14 protein-coding genes are annotated in these 14,184 nt (G+C 66.5%); 1 reads left to right on the top strand and 13 read right to left on the bottom strand.

All coding sequences use genetic code 11. From position 1 onward, the window contains the following. Nucleotides 1-11 precede the first annotated feature (11 nt). Genes GV790_RS21140 through GV790_RS21095 form a run of 10 tightly spaced genes read right to left on the bottom strand, consistent with a single transcriptional unit; the run spans nucleotide 12 to nucleotide 9,391 of the window. The gene (locus tag GV790_RS21140; protein WP_163815239.1) at nucleotides 12-1,190 is read right to left on the bottom strand and encodes an MCE family protein; all 1,179 of its coding nucleotides are present in this window, start codon (nucleotides 1,188-1,190) and stop codon (nucleotides 12-14) included. Then, on the bottom strand, nucleotides 1,187-2,338 hold the full coding sequence (locus GV790_RS21135) for an MCE family protein (protein WP_178128189.1): 1,152 nt from the start codon (nucleotides 2,336-2,338) through the stop codon (nucleotides 1,187-1,189). The genes GV790_RS21140 and GV790_RS21135 overlap by 4 nt, the downstream gene beginning before the upstream one ends. A gap of 5 nt (nucleotides 2,339-2,343) precedes the next feature. Continuing rightward, on the bottom strand, nucleotides 2,344-3,444 hold the full coding sequence (locus tag GV790_RS21130) for an MCE family protein (RefSeq protein ID WP_163815237.1): 1,101 nt from the start codon (nucleotides 3,442-3,444) through the stop codon (nucleotides 2,344-2,346). Then, nucleotides 3,444-4,454 carry an MCE family protein gene (locus GV790_RS21125; protein ID WP_163815235.1) on the bottom strand — a complete coding sequence of 337 codons (1,011 nt, stop codon included), beginning with the start codon at nucleotides 4,452-4,454 and terminating at the stop codon, nucleotides 3,444-3,446. The genes GV790_RS21130 and GV790_RS21125 overlap by 1 nt, the downstream gene beginning before the upstream one ends. Beyond that, on the bottom strand, nucleotides 4,454-5,476 hold the full coding sequence (locus tag GV790_RS21120; protein WP_163815233.1) for an MCE family protein: 1,023 nt from the start codon (nucleotides 5,474-5,476) through the stop codon (nucleotides 4,454-4,456). The genes GV790_RS21125 and GV790_RS21120 overlap by 1 nt, the downstream gene beginning before the upstream one ends. Then, on the bottom strand, nucleotides 5,473-7,233 hold the full coding sequence (locus GV790_RS21115) for an MCE family protein (RefSeq protein ID WP_163815231.1): 1,761 nt from the start codon (nucleotides 7,231-7,233) through the stop codon (nucleotides 5,473-5,475). The genes GV790_RS21120 and GV790_RS21115 overlap by 4 nt, the downstream gene beginning before the upstream one ends. A gap of 5 nt (nucleotides 7,234-7,238) precedes the next feature. Continuing rightward, a complete protein-coding gene (locus tag GV790_RS21110) occupies nucleotides 7,239-8,102 on the bottom strand; it encodes an ABC transporter permease (protein WP_163815229.1) in 864 nt (287 codons plus the stop codon). 1 nt (nucleotide 8,103) lies between these two features. Further along, on the bottom strand, nucleotides 8,104-8,958 hold the full coding sequence (locus GV790_RS21105; RefSeq protein ID WP_163815227.1) for an MlaE family ABC transporter permease: 855 nt from the start codon (nucleotides 8,956-8,958) through the stop codon (nucleotides 8,104-8,106). After that, a complete protein-coding gene (locus GV790_RS21100) occupies nucleotides 8,955-9,167 on the bottom strand; it encodes a hypothetical protein (RefSeq protein WP_163815224.1) in 213 nt (70 codons plus the stop codon). Before GV790_RS21100 ends, GV790_RS21105 begins: the two co-directional genes overlap by 4 nt. Then, complete coding sequence (locus GV790_RS21095; RefSeq protein ID WP_138455458.1) at nucleotides 9,167-9,391, bottom strand: hypothetical protein; 225 nt, start codon at nucleotides 9,389-9,391, stop codon at nucleotides 9,167-9,169. Before GV790_RS21095 ends, GV790_RS21100 begins: the two co-directional genes overlap by 1 nt. 354 nt (nucleotides 9,392-9,745) lie before the next feature. Here GV790_RS21095 and GV790_RS21090 point away from each other — a divergent pair, with 354 nt between their 5' ends. Further along, on the top strand, nucleotides 9,746-10,654 hold the full coding sequence (locus GV790_RS21090) for an oxygenase MpaB family protein (protein ID WP_163815222.1): 909 nt from the start codon (nucleotides 9,746-9,748) through the stop codon (nucleotides 10,652-10,654). Between the two features lie 93 nt (nucleotides 10,655-10,747). Here GV790_RS21090 and GV790_RS21085 read toward each other — a convergent pair whose 3' ends face one another. The 3 genes from GV790_RS21085 to GV790_RS21075 all read right to left on the bottom strand — a co-directional run bounded on the left by GV790_RS21085 (nucleotide 10,748) and on the right by GV790_RS21075 (nucleotide 14,164). Further along, nucleotides 10,748-11,377, bottom strand: coding sequence for a hypothetical protein (locus tag GV790_RS21085; protein WP_163815220.1), 630 nt, complete (start codon nucleotides 11,375-11,377; stop codon nucleotides 10,748-10,750). A 286-nt stretch (nucleotides 11,378-11,663) separates the two neighbouring features. After that, nucleotides 11,664-13,892: a molybdopterin oxidoreductase family protein gene (locus tag GV790_RS21080; RefSeq protein WP_256673435.1), complete on the bottom strand. Its 2,229-nt coding sequence runs from the start codon at nucleotides 13,890-13,892 to the stop codon at nucleotides 11,664-11,666. Nucleotides 13,893-13,945: 53 nt separating this feature from the next. Next, the gene (locus GV790_RS21075) at nucleotides 13,946-14,164 is read right to left on the bottom strand and encodes an MbtH family protein (RefSeq protein WP_163815218.1); all 219 of its coding nucleotides are present in this window, start codon (nucleotides 14,162-14,164) and stop codon (nucleotides 13,946-13,948) included. Nucleotides 14,165-14,184 lie beyond the last annotated feature (20 nt).

Raw genomic sequence — 14,184 nt, 5'->3', positions numbered from 1 at the left:
CTGATTCGGTCCTATCTGCCGGGGATCGGGCGGGAGAGTTCGTTGCCGGAGACGCCCGGCGGCGGGCCCGCGGTGTTGTCGGGGACGTTCGGGCGCGGGGCATTGGCGGAACCGCGCACCTGCAAGGCCGGGTTGGTGGTGATGCAGTAGTTGTAGAGGCGCACCCGGGTGTCCGCGGTCGCGGTGGTCGGGACGACGGGGATGGTGTCGTATTCGCAGGTCGGGCGCGGCCAGGGGTCCACCAGGGTGTGATAGGCGCCGTCGTGGGCGGGGATGCCGATGGCGGCCGACCCTTCGCGCAGCGCCGGGAACAGTGCGGCGATGGCCGGGGCGCGCAGTTTCGCGGCCTTGGTGATGGCGACGAAATTGGTGACCAGGTTGGTGATCGGATCCTCGGTGGCCTGCACGAAGCCGCCGAGAGTCGCGAGCTGATCCGGAGCCAGATCCAGGAACCGGCGCACCTCTTGGTCGGCGGCGGTGAGCTGGTCGAACAGCGCACCCGCACCTGTGGTGAGGGTGGTCAGGTCGGGCTGGGCGTGCGAGGTGGTCTCGGCGATGACGCCGAGATTCTCGATCAGCTGACGGGTCTGCGGCAGCAGATCATTGAGCCCGGCCATGGCCCGGCTGATCCCGGAGATCATGTTGCGCAACCGATCCGGGCCGCCGGCCAGCGCCTTGTCCAGCTCGTTCACGATGACGGTGAGCCGTTCGGGATTGAGCCCGCCGATCAGACCGCTGACATTGGTCAGCACCGACTGCACCGACACCGGCGTCGAGGTGTTCGCCACATCCACGACCGCGCCGTCGTCCAGGTAGGGCCCGGTATCGGCATCCGGCCGGAAATCGAGGTACTGCTCGCCCGCCGCCGAAAGCCGCCCGACGGCGACGGTGCCGCCCACCGGGATCCGGGCCGACGAGTCGATCTCGGCCACCGCGGCGATGCCGGTCTCGGTCACCCGCACCTCGCGCACCCGGCCGACCCTGGTGCCGCGGAAGGTGACGTCGTTGCCGGCCAGCAACCCGCCGGAACCGCGCAGTTCGACGGTCACCGCGTAGGTGTTCGGCAGCGGATTGATCCGCAGCACCTCGGCACCCAGATACCAGGACCCGAGCACCAGGATCACCACGAGCCCGAGGTTCGCGATCGCGACGCGACGACGAACCAGGTAATTCCACAGCGGGATGTTCACCGCTCACCATCCTGCGGAGCGGGCTGCGGCGCCGGCTGCCCCGGCACCGGCTGCGGCGGACTGGTGACCCGGCCGATCACCTTCTGGATCACCTGCGCGAGGCTGCCGATGAACGCGGGCACATCGCCGACCTCGGGCAGCCGGCTGCCGGTCGGATCGGTCAGCGCGCCGACACTCAGGTACGACACCGTCGCCGCGACGGCCAGCGTCGGCCCCTCGAGGGTGGCTTCCAGTGAGGGGTAGATCGAATGGAACCGTTCGAGCAGCTGCCCGAGATCGCCGCCCATCTGGGTGAACCCCGACATCAACCGCTGGATGCTGTCGAACAGGCTCACGAAATCGTCGCCGGTGGTGTTGGTGAAATCGCCGAGTGCGGCCATGGTGACCGACACCTTGTTGATCAGCGCGGAGATATCGCGATTGTTCTCGGCCACCAGTCCGAGCAGTCCGGGGAAGGTGTCGGCCGCCTGGCCCAATTCCGCCTTGCGCGCGGCGAGTTCGCCGGTCAGCACATTCACCCCGGACAGCACACTGTCGATATCGCCGGTGCGGGCATTGAGCGCGGCGAGCACGCTGGTGAGTTCGGTGATCATGTGCGCCACCTGGGGTGCGCGCCCACCGAACATCGAATCCATCTGCGCGGTGATCTCGGCGGCCTGATTGAGACCGCCGCCGTTGATCAGCATCGATACCGACACCATCAGCTCTTCCACGGACGCGCCGGCCCCGGTGTGTTCGGTGCTGATGACGTCGCCGGGTTGCAGCAGCTCGGTCTCGGCGGTGGCCGGCGGCAGAGTCATCGCGATGAAGATGTCACCGAGCGGGGTGGCCTGGCGCAATTCGGCGGTGGTGCCGCGCGGCAGCTCGATGTCCTCGCGGATGAGCATTTCCACATCGGCGATGAAATTGGTGGTGGAGATATCGGTGACCACACCGATATCGGTGCCGCCGATCTTCACATGCGCGCGATCGGGCAGATTCAGCGCGTCACGGAAGGCCGCGCGAATGGTGTAGCCGGGGCCGCCGATACCCGGCTTCGGCATCGGCACGTTCTCCACCGTGATCCCGCAGCCGGTCGCGGCGCCCACGGTGAGTACGACGGCGAAGGCGCCGAGTGTCCTGCGGATCAGCACTGTCCTGCGAATCATCACTCTCATTTCGTGAGTCCGAGCAATGCGGCCGTCAGCCCGAAATCGGGACCGAAATCCTGGATCTTGCCGGTGCGGCAACCGTCGGAGCGCATCTGCACGCGCTCACAGAACAGTGAGAGCACCTCGCCGTCGAGCACCGCCTTGTCCAGCAGTCCGTGCAACCGCAGTGCCCGGTGTTCACGGCTGACGGCGTTGGAGAAGTTCTCGAAGAACAGCGGCGCGACGTCGACCAATTCGGTGAGGCCGCGCGCGTTGGCGCGCATCTGGGCGGTGATGGTGGTGAACCGCTGTAACGCACCGGCCAGCTGATCGGAATTCTGGCCGACCACCGAGGAGGTGTTGTTCACGAAATCGTTGAGCTGGGTCAGCACCGCCTGCAGGCCGGGTGACTGCTCGCCCATCAACTGCACCAGCTCGGTGAGCCTGCCGCTGAAATCGCGGACGGTCTGATCGTTCTGGGCGATGATCTGGGTGATCTCGTTGAGTTTGATGATGGTGTTGGCGATCTGGTCCTTGTTGGCGAAGGACACCTCGAACGCCGACGACAGCGCGTCCAGGGTCGCGCGCAGTCGATCGCCATTGCCTTCCAGCAGCGGAAACAGCACCCGGCTCGCCATCGGGCCCTGGGCGTTATCGCCTTTGAGCGCGGCGCCGAGCTGATCGAAGTTCTCCAGAATGCGATCGAGCTCCACCGGCACCCGCGTCCGTTCCAGCGGAATATGCGCGCCGTCGGCCAGCAGCGGGCCTTCCCCCGAATAGGCGGGCGCCAATTCGACGTGCCGGTTGGTGATGAGCTGCGGTGAAATGAGCGCTGCCATCGCGTTTTCGGGCACCTTGACGCCCTTATCGATGGACATGGTGACCTGGACATAACTGCCCTTGGCCGTGACGGTGTCCACCCGGCCCACCGGCACGCCGAGAATGGCCACCTCATTGCCCGCGTACAGGCCTGCGACATTCTCGAAATCGGCGCTGATCCGCATGTGTTCGCCGAGATACTCATTCGGCAGCGAACTGATGCTCTCCGGCAGCAGCGCGCATCCCGCCGCCAGCGTCGCCGCGACACACAACGCGGCGGTGCGAATGATCGTGCGGATTCTCATCAGCTGCACCCCTGTACGGCCTGGGCGAAACACAGCCAGTTGTCCGGCAGGAACCACGGCGCCCAGACATCGCCGTAGGGCCCGTTGCCGAGGGCATTGTTGAACTGGCGCAGGGCGATCGGCATGATCTCGTAGAGCCGGTCCAGGTTGTCGCGGTTCTTCTCCAGCCCCTGGGTCATGGTGTTCAGGTTCTGGATCAGCGGCCCGAGTTGATCGTTGTTCTCGATGCCCATCTCGCGCAGCAGTGCCGACAGCGCGGCCACATTGTCGAGCAATTGCCGCAGCAGGTTCTGCCGCAGCGCGACCGCGTTGCCGATCGCCTCGCCGCGGGTGAGCAGCAACAGCACACTGTTCTGATTGTCGGCAGCCAATTGCGACACCTGGTCGAGGCCCTTCAACAGCACATCGACCTCGTCGCGGCGATCATTGATCACCTTGGCCAGCGCACCGATGCTGTCGAGCGCGGTGATCGCCAGCTCCGGGGATTCACCCATCTGCTGGTCGAACACATCCAGTGCCGTGCGCAATTTCTCCGGATCGATGCGTTCGATGCGTTCGAACGAGGACTTGTACTTCGAGTCCTGGATCACCTTGCCGAGGTTGTAGGGCACCGAGGTGTTCTCGATCGGAATCCGGTTGTCCGGCAACCCCTTACCGTCGCCCGGGGTGAGCTCGATGTGCAGTCGGCCCAGAATGGTCGACATCTTGATTGCGGCACGGGCATCCGGGCCCAGCCGCATATCGCGGCGAATCCGCAGATCGACCACCACTTTGTCGTCGACCAGCTGTACCGCCTGGACCGCACCGACCTCGATGCCCGAGACATCCACTGTCGCCCCCGGCCGCAAACCGGCCGCCTGCGCGAACTCCACCTGAATGGTCTTGTCCGACAACCGCGCCTGGGAGATCACGCTGGAACCGACCAGCAGCAGCACCACCGCCGCGGCAGCGCCGACCCCGAGCCACAGAAACCGATTCGAGGAATACTTCGGCAGTCGTATTCGTGCCATCACCGGCACACCTCCGATTGGGATTCGCCACCGACCTGCGAGAACAGTCCCGGTGGCAGCAGCACGCCCCACAGCGACACATCGAGGCGGCAGATATAGGCATTGGCGTAAGCGCCGTAGCTGGTGAACCGGGCCAGGCCATTGAGCACATTCGGCAGCTCGATCGCGGCCTGATCCAGTGCGGCGCCATTGAGCAGCAGCAACGCCACACCACTGGTCGCCATGTTCTGCGCCCGTGCCATATCCGGTTTGACCTGGGTGATCAACCCGACCAGCGCATCGGTGGAGGTCGCCACCTGGTCGACCGAACTCTTCAACGATTCACCCTCGGTGTACAGCGCTTCCACCAGCGATCTGGCCTGCGTGATGAGCGTTTCCAATTCCTTGCTGCGATTGGCCAGGCCGGCGATCACGCTGCTCAGATTGGTGATCACCTGGCCGAGGATCTCGTCGCGTTCGCCGAAGGTGGTGGCCAGCTCGGCCGCCTGCGTGATCAGCGCACTCAGCGATACACCGTCACCTTGGAGGGCCTGGATCAGCGTCTCCGACAGCGAATTCACCTGGTCTGGTTGCAGCACCGAGAACAGCGGCTCGAAACCCGACAGCAGCGCCGACACGTCGAACGACGGTTCGGTGCGCTCCAGCGGAATATGGCTGCCCGGTTCGAGCACCGTGCCGTCGCCTTCGCCGGGAATCAGCGCGATATAGCGCTGGCCGATCAGATTCTGATACCGCACCAGGGCTTTGGTGGTGGTGGTGAGCCGCTGCCGGTCCTGGATACGGAATTCCAGCCGGGCCTTGTAGTCGGCATCGAATTCGATGCTGTCGACCCGGCCGACCCGCACGCCTGCCATGCGCACGTCGTCACCGACGCGCACGCCGAGCACATCGGAGAAGGTCGCCGAGTAGCTGTGTGTATCGCCGGACACCGAGCGCTGCAAGGTGGACCAGATGGTGTAGGTGAGCACGATTGCCAGCACCGCGAACAGGCTGAATCCGATCAGCGCCTTGCTCGACTTCATACGTAGACCTCCACGGATCCACCGGCCAGCAGCGGCGTGAGCAGCAGGAGCTGAGCGGCAGTGGGTTTGCCGCCGACGATCTGGGCGACCGCCGCGTGACCGCGCACCGTGGCGACCGGACGGGCACCCGTCGCACCCGAGAGGGGGACGACGCGCTTCGGGCCTGCCGGCACAGGTGCCGCGACCGGAGCGCCGCCGGTGGAATCGACGCGAGCACCACCGGGCGCGGCGACGTCAGGTAACGCACCACCCGATCCGGGGCCGGAGGCCGCAGGCGCGGCATCAGCCGGTCCAGGTGCCACAGCCGCGGGCGCGGCACCAGCGGCTCCCGGAGCCGAACCAGCGGGCGCACCGGCGGCCCCTGGTGCGGCACCACCAGGTGCGCTACCGGCGGCACCAGGCGCCGCACCACCAGGTCCGCGACCAGCGGCCCCCGGCACCACGCCACCAGGTGCGCTACCAGCGGCCCCCGGCACCACGCCCGCTGGCGCGGGAGCAGCGGGAGCCGGCGCGGTGATCCCGGGAATCGCGGGCAGCCCGGGAATGAACGGCAAGCCGGGGATGGCGGGCGCGCCGGGCTGTGGGGGCGCAGGCGCGACACCGGGCACCGGGATCGCGGCCGGCGCCGGGCCCGCCGAATCGAGCCGCCGCGGCAACATCTGCGGCGGATATTCCTGCGGCGGCGCCACTGTCGGCACCGTCGGCCCACCGCAGCGCGGGCCGTACATGTCGCCGTAGTGCGGGCAATCCTCGGCCGTGTACTGCTGGAACGGGGTGAACGAGACGTCCATTTTCCATACCATCTGCTTGCGTGGGCCGAAGCTGAACACCGACTGCATCTTTTCCAAGGTCGCGTTGAGGTTGGCCGCCGTGTACGGGATGGCGTCGGGGTCGCGGGCCAATGAGCCGAACAGTTCGTCCAGGCCGGGCACCAATTCCTTGGCCGCGTTCGGGTTACGGGCGAACAGGCTGTTCACCGAGTCGACGGCGCCGCTGGCATTGGCCAGCAGGGCGATCAGTTTGTCGCGGCGTTCGGTGAGGGTGCGCGCGGTCGTCACCGATTCGGACAGGACGCCGACCAGTTCGGGCGCCGACTGGCTCAGCGCGGTGGTGGCGCGGCCGAGATCGCCGAGCAGCTCGCCCACTCCGTCGATGGCACGCACCTGGGTGATCCAGTTGTCGAGCCGCTCGATGGTCGAGCCGGGCACGCGGGCGCCGGGATCGAGGGCCGCGGAGAAGGTCGCCAGCACCCGGCCCAGCTTCTCGGGCTGGATATTGTCGAGCACATCGCGCAGCACCGTCAGCGTGGTCTGCAATTGGACGGTGCCTGCGCTGGTGTCCTCGGCAATGGTCGAACCCGCGTGCAGGACACCCTCGGACGGGCCGTTGTCGACCAGTTCGATCGCGGTGACACCGAACAGGTTGTTCGGAATCACCCGGGCGGTCACATTGTCCGGGATGGTCTCGGCCACCGCGGGTTTCAGATCGACGAACACTTCCTGGCTCTGCCCGGCCGCCACCACGTCGACCGCGCTCACCGCGCCGACCACCATGCCGCGAAACTTCACATCCGCGCGCGCGGGCAGCCCGTCACCGGTGCTGGTGAGCGTGACGGTGACGGGCACCTTCGCCTCGAAGTAGCCGGTGTAGCGCAGCGCCAGCAGGCTCAGCAGCAACACCATGGTGGCCAGCACCGCGAGCCCGGACAAGGTCAGCTGACGGGCGGTGGGTCCACGCCCACTCGGATCCAGAATCATCGCGCCTACCCCGAGATCCGGAATCCGGGATCGATACCCCAGATCGCGAGGGTCAGGAACAGATTGGCGAACACCATCACGACGATGACCATCTTGATCGCCCGGCCCGCCGCCACGCCGACACCTTCCGGGCCGCCGGAGGCGAAATAGCCGTAGTAGCACTGGATGAACGTCGACAACATCACGAAAACGATCACCTTGAGCAGTGAGAAGAACACATCGGGACCGATGAGGAACTGGAAGAAATAGTGGTCGTAGGTGCCCGCCGAGGTGCCGCCGAGAAACAGCACCGACAACTTCGTCGCCAGATACGCCACCGCGAGGCCGATGCTGTAGAGCGGGACAATGGTCAGCGTCGCCGCGATCATCCTGGTGGTCACCAGATACGGCAGCGGCCGGATGGCGATGGACTCGAGGGCGTCGATCTCCTCGGAGATCCGCATGGACCCCAGTTGCGCGGTGAAGCGGCAGCCGGCCTGGATGGCGAAGGCCAGCGTGGCCAGGATGGGCGCCAGCTCGCGTGTGGTCGCGAAACCGGAGATGGCGCCGGTCAGCGGGCCCATGGTGAGCAGATTCAGCGCGGTGAACGACTCCATGCCGACGGTGATGCCGCCGAACGCGCACAGAATGATCACCACGCCGACGGTGCCGCCGCCGACGATCAGTGAGCCGTTACCGAAGCCGACGTCGGCGGTCAATCGGAGTACTTCCTTGCGGTAATGCCGCAGCACGAACGGAATCGCGCCCACCGCCTGGAAGAAGATGATCGCCTGGTGGCCGACCCTGCGGTTGGCCTGAATCGGGACCGCGGCCGCCGCACCGGCCATCCGCACCGGTTTCAGCGCGGGCGGAGTGTAGGAGCTGCCCACCTCAGATCACCTTCGTCGGGAACAGGGTGTTGTAGAGCTGAGTCAGAATGATGTTGGTGGCGAACAACATCAGCGCCGAGCTGACCACCGCCGAGTTCACCGCGTCGGCCACGCCACCGGGGCCGCCCTTGGCGTGCAACCCGATATCGCAGGCGATGATCGCGGTCAGCAGGCCGAATACCGCGGCCTTCACCAGCGCGACGATCAGATCGTTGGCGACGGCGAAGGAGGCGAACGAACCGATGAACGAACCCGGCGTCCCCGACTGCGCGTACACGTTGAACATGTAGGCGGTCGCGAAGCCGACGAAGACGATGAACCCGCACAGCAGCATGCTCACCAGCACCGCAGCCACCAACCGTGGCGCGACGAGCCTGCGCACCGGGTCGACGCCCATCACCATCATGGCGTCGATCTCCTCCCTGATGGTGCGTGATCCCAGATCGGCGCAGATCGCCGAACCGACCGCGCCCGCGATCATCAGCGAGGTCACCAGCGGCGCGCCCTGGCGGATGATGCCAAGGCCGGCGACCGCGCCGATGAAGGTGGTCGCGCCGACCTGGTTCACCAGCGCGCCCACCTGGATCGACACCACCACCGCGATCGGGATGGCGACGAAGACCGTCGGCGCGGCCGACACGTTCGCCATGAAAGCGCACTGCTTGATGAACTCGTGGAACGGGAAACGCCGCGCGAATATGGCGCGGAAGGTTTCGATGAGCGCATCGCGACCGAGGGTGACCTGGCGGCCGAGCGTTTCCAGCGAACGCTGCGGATGACGTTTCCACAGGCCCCTGGCATCGGCCAGCGCCCGCTCCAGATCCGTGGGCGGGGAGGGCTTTTCGACTGTCGTCATCGGCTCCGCATTCCCATCGCTGCGACCTCACCGCTGAGCTGATGCTCGAGCGCCACCAGCCCGTACCCCACCACCGCGACGCCGGCGGCCACGGTGCTCAGCACTGCAAGCCACAGCCCGAATCGCAGAATCGGGTTCACCTTCATCCGCCCGCCGAGAATCTTGACGCCGATCACCAAGATGTCGATGAGCCACACCAGGATCATCATCAGGTCATGCACACATTCGCGAAGGTGAGCACCGGCCAGCACACGATCGAGCCGAGAAACGAGATCACCACATCGATTCCGTGCATATCGCGTAGATGAGCGGTGTGCGTCAGCGTCCAGATGACGCCGATCAGCCCGTATGGAATGCCGAGGATGATGAGCGTCCCGAGAAATTCGGAGACCTTCATCTCGTAGCTGAATATTCGATCCAGCTTCTTGAGCATCGCCCTAGTCCTTTCCTGCCGGCCGACCCCGTCCGGCGCACGATCCCCGCCGCCGCGCGCAGGCGCAGCGCCGCACGTGTACGGCGCGCCTCCCAACCGGTCCGGCTGGATCGGTATGTTACGCACCATTCCGCTCGATACGGAAGTGATTCGGCAAGATTCCATCGAGCTCTGGCGAGGTTGACCAGACCAGCCAGGCACGATGCCAGCGGAGCGGCCACATAAGTTATCGACTGTTCGCTAGCCGAAGCAGCCTTGCGAGGAAGAATCGCGAGTAACATAATGGGCGCAGTGGCACCCGGAGAGCCACACTCGGCCCGTCCGGCGCACCGGCAAGAGAACGGAAATATGCCCATGACCGCAGTCGCGCGATCCTTCGAGCAGCATGGCCTGCCGCCGCTGACCACCGAGCAGACCCGCATCCCGATCCGCACCCACCACCGGCCGTTCACCAAACGCCCCCTGGCACTGACCGACGCGCTGGACTTCTGGAGCTTCGGCGGCGCCGCCGCCAATGTCGTCATGCAGATGGCGCGCCCGGGCGTGGGCTACGGCGTCGCGGAGAGCCGGGTCGAATCCGGTGCGCTCATGGTTCATCCGTGGAAGCGGGCCCGCACGACCACGCAATATCTGGCCGTGTCCATCCTCGGCACTCAGGAGGAGAAGGACGCGTTCCGCGAGGCGGTGAATGTGGCGCATCGGCAGGTGCGCTCGGGCCCGGACAGCAAGGTGAAGTACAACGCCTTCGATCGGCAGCTACAGCTGTGGGTGGCGGCATGCCTGTTCATCGGATTCGAGGACACCTACCAGCTGCTCAACGGGAAGATGACCGATGAGCAGGCCGAGCAGTTCTATCAGACCTCCTCGCCGCTGGCGACGGGCCTGCAGGTGCCGCGGGAGATGTGGCCGGCCACCCGCAAGGATTTCGACGCCTACTGGAACACGATGGCCCGCGAGGCCGTGCTCGACGATTTCGTCCGCGGCTACCTGGATGATCTGCTCAACCTGCGGATGATCCACTGGTATCTGCGAATCCCGTTCCGCGGGCTGCTGAAATTCCTGACCATCGGATTCCTCGCGCCCTACTTCCGCGAACAGCTGCGGGTGGAATGGTCCGAGGCCGATCAGCGGCGCTTCGACAACCTTTTCCTGTTCGTCGGTTTCGTCAACCGATTCATCCCCAGGTTCCTGCGGTTCGGCGGATCGCACGCGCTGATGACGGATCTGCGCAGGCGTATCCGCAAGCAGAAGAGCCTGATCTGAGAAGCACGCGCACCGGCGGCGCAGCGCGGCACCGCCGGATGCGGGTGATCGCGCGCTACCCCGGACCGATCCCGCCGGGGTAGCTCGCTCGGTTCACCGGCGGACGTAGATCCCGACCAGGTCCTTGAGGGCACGGTTCTCGCCGTGAAGTTCCTCGAGCGCGATGCGCAGGCGGCGGACCTCGTTGGCCAGGTCGTCGGCGCTGCGATGGCCGAATTCCGGGTCGGCGACCGGGGTTACCGTCTGGGTCGGGGTGGTGGTCACCGCGACGAGCGCGGCTTCCCGCTGCTCCGGCTGCGCGGCCTCGTCCGCCGCGGGCGCCTCGGCCACGGCGGTGACCTCCTCGACGACGGGGGTGGGCTCGGGCTCGGCGACGAGCGTCGCGGCGGTCGCCACAACGGCCTGCGGGCTCGGCGCGGCCTTCTTCGGAGCCGAACCGTTGGTCGACGCGGCCCGCTTACGTGCGGTGGTGGCACGCGCCTTCGGCGCCTTCTTCACCACGCGCTTACGCGGCGCCGGGGCCTCGGCCTCGGCGGCGGGCTCCTCGGCTGCGGCGCCGTTGGCCGCCGCCTTCACCCAGTTGGTGAGGGCGCCCACCGACGGCCAGCCCGCCTTCTGCACCACTTCCTCGCATGCCGCGTTCAACGACTTGCCTTCGGCGCGGAGCTTTTCCACCTTCTTGACCGCCCTGGCTTTTTCCGCATCGGTGAATCTCTTGGCCATTGTCGCCGCTCCTGCTATCCAGATCATGGTCGTGTCACCCGGTATCGAACACAGGTGACAGCACAGCCAGTGCCGTGCGAAACATAACGGATATACCCGATTCCATGCCAATCAAGACAATGTCCGCGACCGGGCGCGGAATTCCCCGCGCGACGGGGGTGGGTTCTCGCCGTGCGAGGGTACGCGCGTTTATCGTTGTGCGGGAACGGTTTCGAAATCGCCCGGGCGGGAACTGTGATCACCCGGGCGATACCGAATACCGATACCGGCCGGTCAGCCGCGACGGCTAGGCCGGCGTCACCGACACCGGTACTCCGTTGAACACCGCGTTCCCGGACGGAATGTCGATCACCGTGTCATCGGTGAGCACATTGGTGTTCACACCGGCGTGCTCGCGCGCCACCCGCTGACCGCCGACAGTGTGACCCCAACCGTGCGGCAGACTCACCACGCCGGGCATGATCGCCTCGGTCGGTTCCAGATCCACGGTGAGCTCACCGGCGGCCGATTTCACCACCGCGTGATCGCCGAGGCCGAGCCGGGCGACATCATCGGGATGGATGTGCAGCGTGCAACGGTTCGTCCCACTCACCAAGCGCGGCATATTGTGCATCCAGCTGTTGTTGGAGCGCAGGTGACGACGCCCGATCAACACCATGTCCGGTGCGGCGGCGGTCGATCCGGCGCGCAGCCGGTCGACGTCGGCGAGCAGCTGCGGCGGCGCGAGTTCGACGCGACGGGATTCGGTGCGCAGCACCTCGGGCAGCCGCGGTCGCAGCGGCCCGAGATCCACACCGTGCGGATTCTCCAGCAACGTCGTCAGGCTGAGGCTTCCGCCGTTCCACGCGCCGTAGGGCCCGAGGCGCAACATCATGTCGATGCGCTGCTCGGTGGTGTTCACCCCCGCCAGTTCGCCCCTGCGCTCGGCCAGACCGGCTTTGTGCAGGGTGCCTGCGATGACGAATTCGTCGAATACGGAGACGGCGTCGCGCCCGTCGGCGCCGCGGTGATCCGCTCCGGTGACCGCCGCGGCCAACCGTGCGATGACCGCCGCCTCGGACGGCCGATCCCCCAGCGGCACCAGCGGGCGGGAGTAGCGTGCGTAATTGCGGACCGCGAATTGCAGCAACGCGAAATCATAATGCGGCGATTGCAACGGGGGCGGCGGCGGCAAGATCACATCGGCATGACGGGTGGTCTCGTTCAGATAGCAGTCCACGCTCACCATGAAGTCGAGTTCGGCGAACGCGGAATCCAACCGGGCACCATTGGGCGCCGACAACACCGGATTTCCGGCCACCGTGATCAACGCGCGCACCTGGCCCTCGCCCGGGGTGGTGATCTCGTCGGCCAGGGTGGCGATCGGGAATTCGCCCATCGCCTCGGGTAGTTCCCGGACCCGACTGCGCCAGCGGCCCAGCCGGAATGGTTTGGTGCGCACGATGCCGAGCGCCGCGGCCGAGGCGAACATCACCCCGCCCGGTACGTCCAGATTTCCGGTGAGGGTATTGATCACGTCGACGAGCCACTGGGTCACCGTGCCGAACTCGGCGGTGCAGGTGCCGATCCGGGCATACACGGCGGCGGTCGGCGCCTCGGCGAGTTCACGAGCCAGCCGGGTCACGGTCTCGGCAGGTACGCCGGTACGGCGCGCGACCGCCTCTGGTGCGAAATCAGCGGCGGCGGCGCGCACCTCGTCGAGGCCGTGCACGTCTGTCCGGATATCGATGAGGTTCTCGGCGAACAATGTGTGCACGATGCCGAACAGCAGATACGCGTCACTGCCCGGCCGGACGAACAGGTGCTCGTCGGCCAGCTCGGCGGTGCGGGTGCGGCGCGGATCCACTACCACCAGCCGCCCGCCGCGAGCGCGCAGAGTCTTCAATCGGCCGGGAAAATCCGGTGCGGTGCACAGCGAACCGTTGGATTCCAGCGGGTTCGCGCCGAGCATCAGCAGGTAATCGGTGCGCTCGAGATCGGGCACCGGGATGGCGAGCGGATCACCGAACATCAGACCGCACGCGACCTGCTTGGGCATCTGATCGGCGGTACTGGCCGAATACAGGTTCTTGGTGCCGAGCCCACGGATCAGCGCGGGCACATACAGCGCACCGGCCACACTGTGCGCATTCGGGTTGCCCAGATACAGCGCGGCGGCCTGCTTGCCGTACTCGGCCGTCACCGCCGGGAACCGCTCGGCGATCAGGTCGAACGCGTCATCCCATGAGGTAGTGCGCCAGGTATCGGTGGCGCGATCGCGGACCATCGGCTCGGTCAGGCGGTCGGGATCGGCATCGAGGGTGCCGAGGCTGGCGCCCTTCGGGCAGAGGAAGCCCTGGCTGAACGGATCCTGCCGGTCGCCGCGGACCGAGAGCACCCGGTCGTCGCGGTCGAGGGTCAGCTCGAGCCCGCAGACCGCTTCACACAGCGGGCAGGTGCGAAGCCCGGTCCGCGTGCCGTCGCCGGAGGCGGGCCGGTCGGAAGATGCGGTGGAGATGGACGCGCGTGTGGCCATACCTCATCGTCGCGCGGGGAGGCGGCCGATGAGAAGGATTCGGCGCGATTATCTCAATTCGCGTCCGCCCCCATGGCTCGGACGAGCGATTTCGGACGCATATCGAGCCAGTGCGCTTCGACGTAGTCCAGGCAGGCCTTACGGGTGGTCGGGCCGTGGGCGATGGTCCAGCCGCCGGGGACGGTGGCGAAGGTCGGCCACATGGAGTGTTCGCCCTCGGCGTTGATCAGGACGTAGAACTGGGCGTCGTCATTGTCGAACGGGTTGGTCACGGTGGGGCCTTTCGATAGTG

The sequence above is a fragment of the Nocardia cyriacigeorgica genome (assembly GCF_010858045.1).
GTDB lineage: Bacteria > Actinomycetota > Actinomycetes > Mycobacteriales > Mycobacteriaceae > Nocardia > Nocardia cyriacigeorgica_E.
This window is presented reverse-complemented; position numbering and strand designations above follow the sequence as displayed.

Coding starts and splice junctions, on each gene's coding strand:
- GV790_RS21100 (WP_163815224.1), bottom strand. CDS start 9,167: ATGATGATCCTGGTGTGGCTCATCGACATCTTGGTGATCGGCGTCAAG.
- GV790_RS21120 (WP_163815233.1), bottom strand. CDS start 5,476: ATGAAGTCGAGCAAGGCGCTGATCGGATTCAGCCTGTTCGCGGTGCTG.
- GV790_RS21090 (WP_163815222.1), top strand. CDS start 9,746: ATGACCGCAGTCGCGCGATCCTTCGAGCAGCATGGCCTGCCGCCGCTG.
- GV790_RS21125 (WP_163815235.1), bottom strand. CDS start 4,454: ATGGCACGAATACGACTGCCGAAGTATTCCTCGAATCGGTTTCTGTGG.
- GV790_RS21130 (WP_163815237.1), bottom strand. CDS start 3,444: ATGAGAATCCGCACGATCATTCGCACCGCCGCGTTGTGTGTCGCGGCG.
- GV790_RS21085 (WP_163815220.1), bottom strand. CDS start 11,377: ATGGCCAAGAGATTCACCGATGCGGAAAAAGCCAGGGCGGTCAAGAAG.
- GV790_RS21095 (WP_138455458.1), bottom strand. CDS start 9,391: ATGCTCAAGAAGCTGGATCGAATATTCAGCTACGAGATGAAGGTCTCC.
- GV790_RS21135 (WP_178128189.1), bottom strand. CDS start 2,338: ATGATTCGCAGGACAGTGCTGATCCGCAGGACACTCGGCGCCTTCGCC.
- GV790_RS21115 (WP_163815231.1), bottom strand. CDS start 7,233: ATGATTCTGGATCCGAGTGGGCGTGGACCCACCGCCCGTCAGCTGACC.
- GV790_RS21105 (WP_163815227.1), bottom strand. CDS start 8,958: ATGACGACAGTCGAAAAGCCCTCCCCGCCCACGGATCTGGAGCGGGCG.
- GV790_RS21080 (WP_256673435.1), bottom strand. CDS start 13,892: ATGGCCACACGCGCGTCCATCTCCACCGCATCTTCCGACCGGCCCGCC.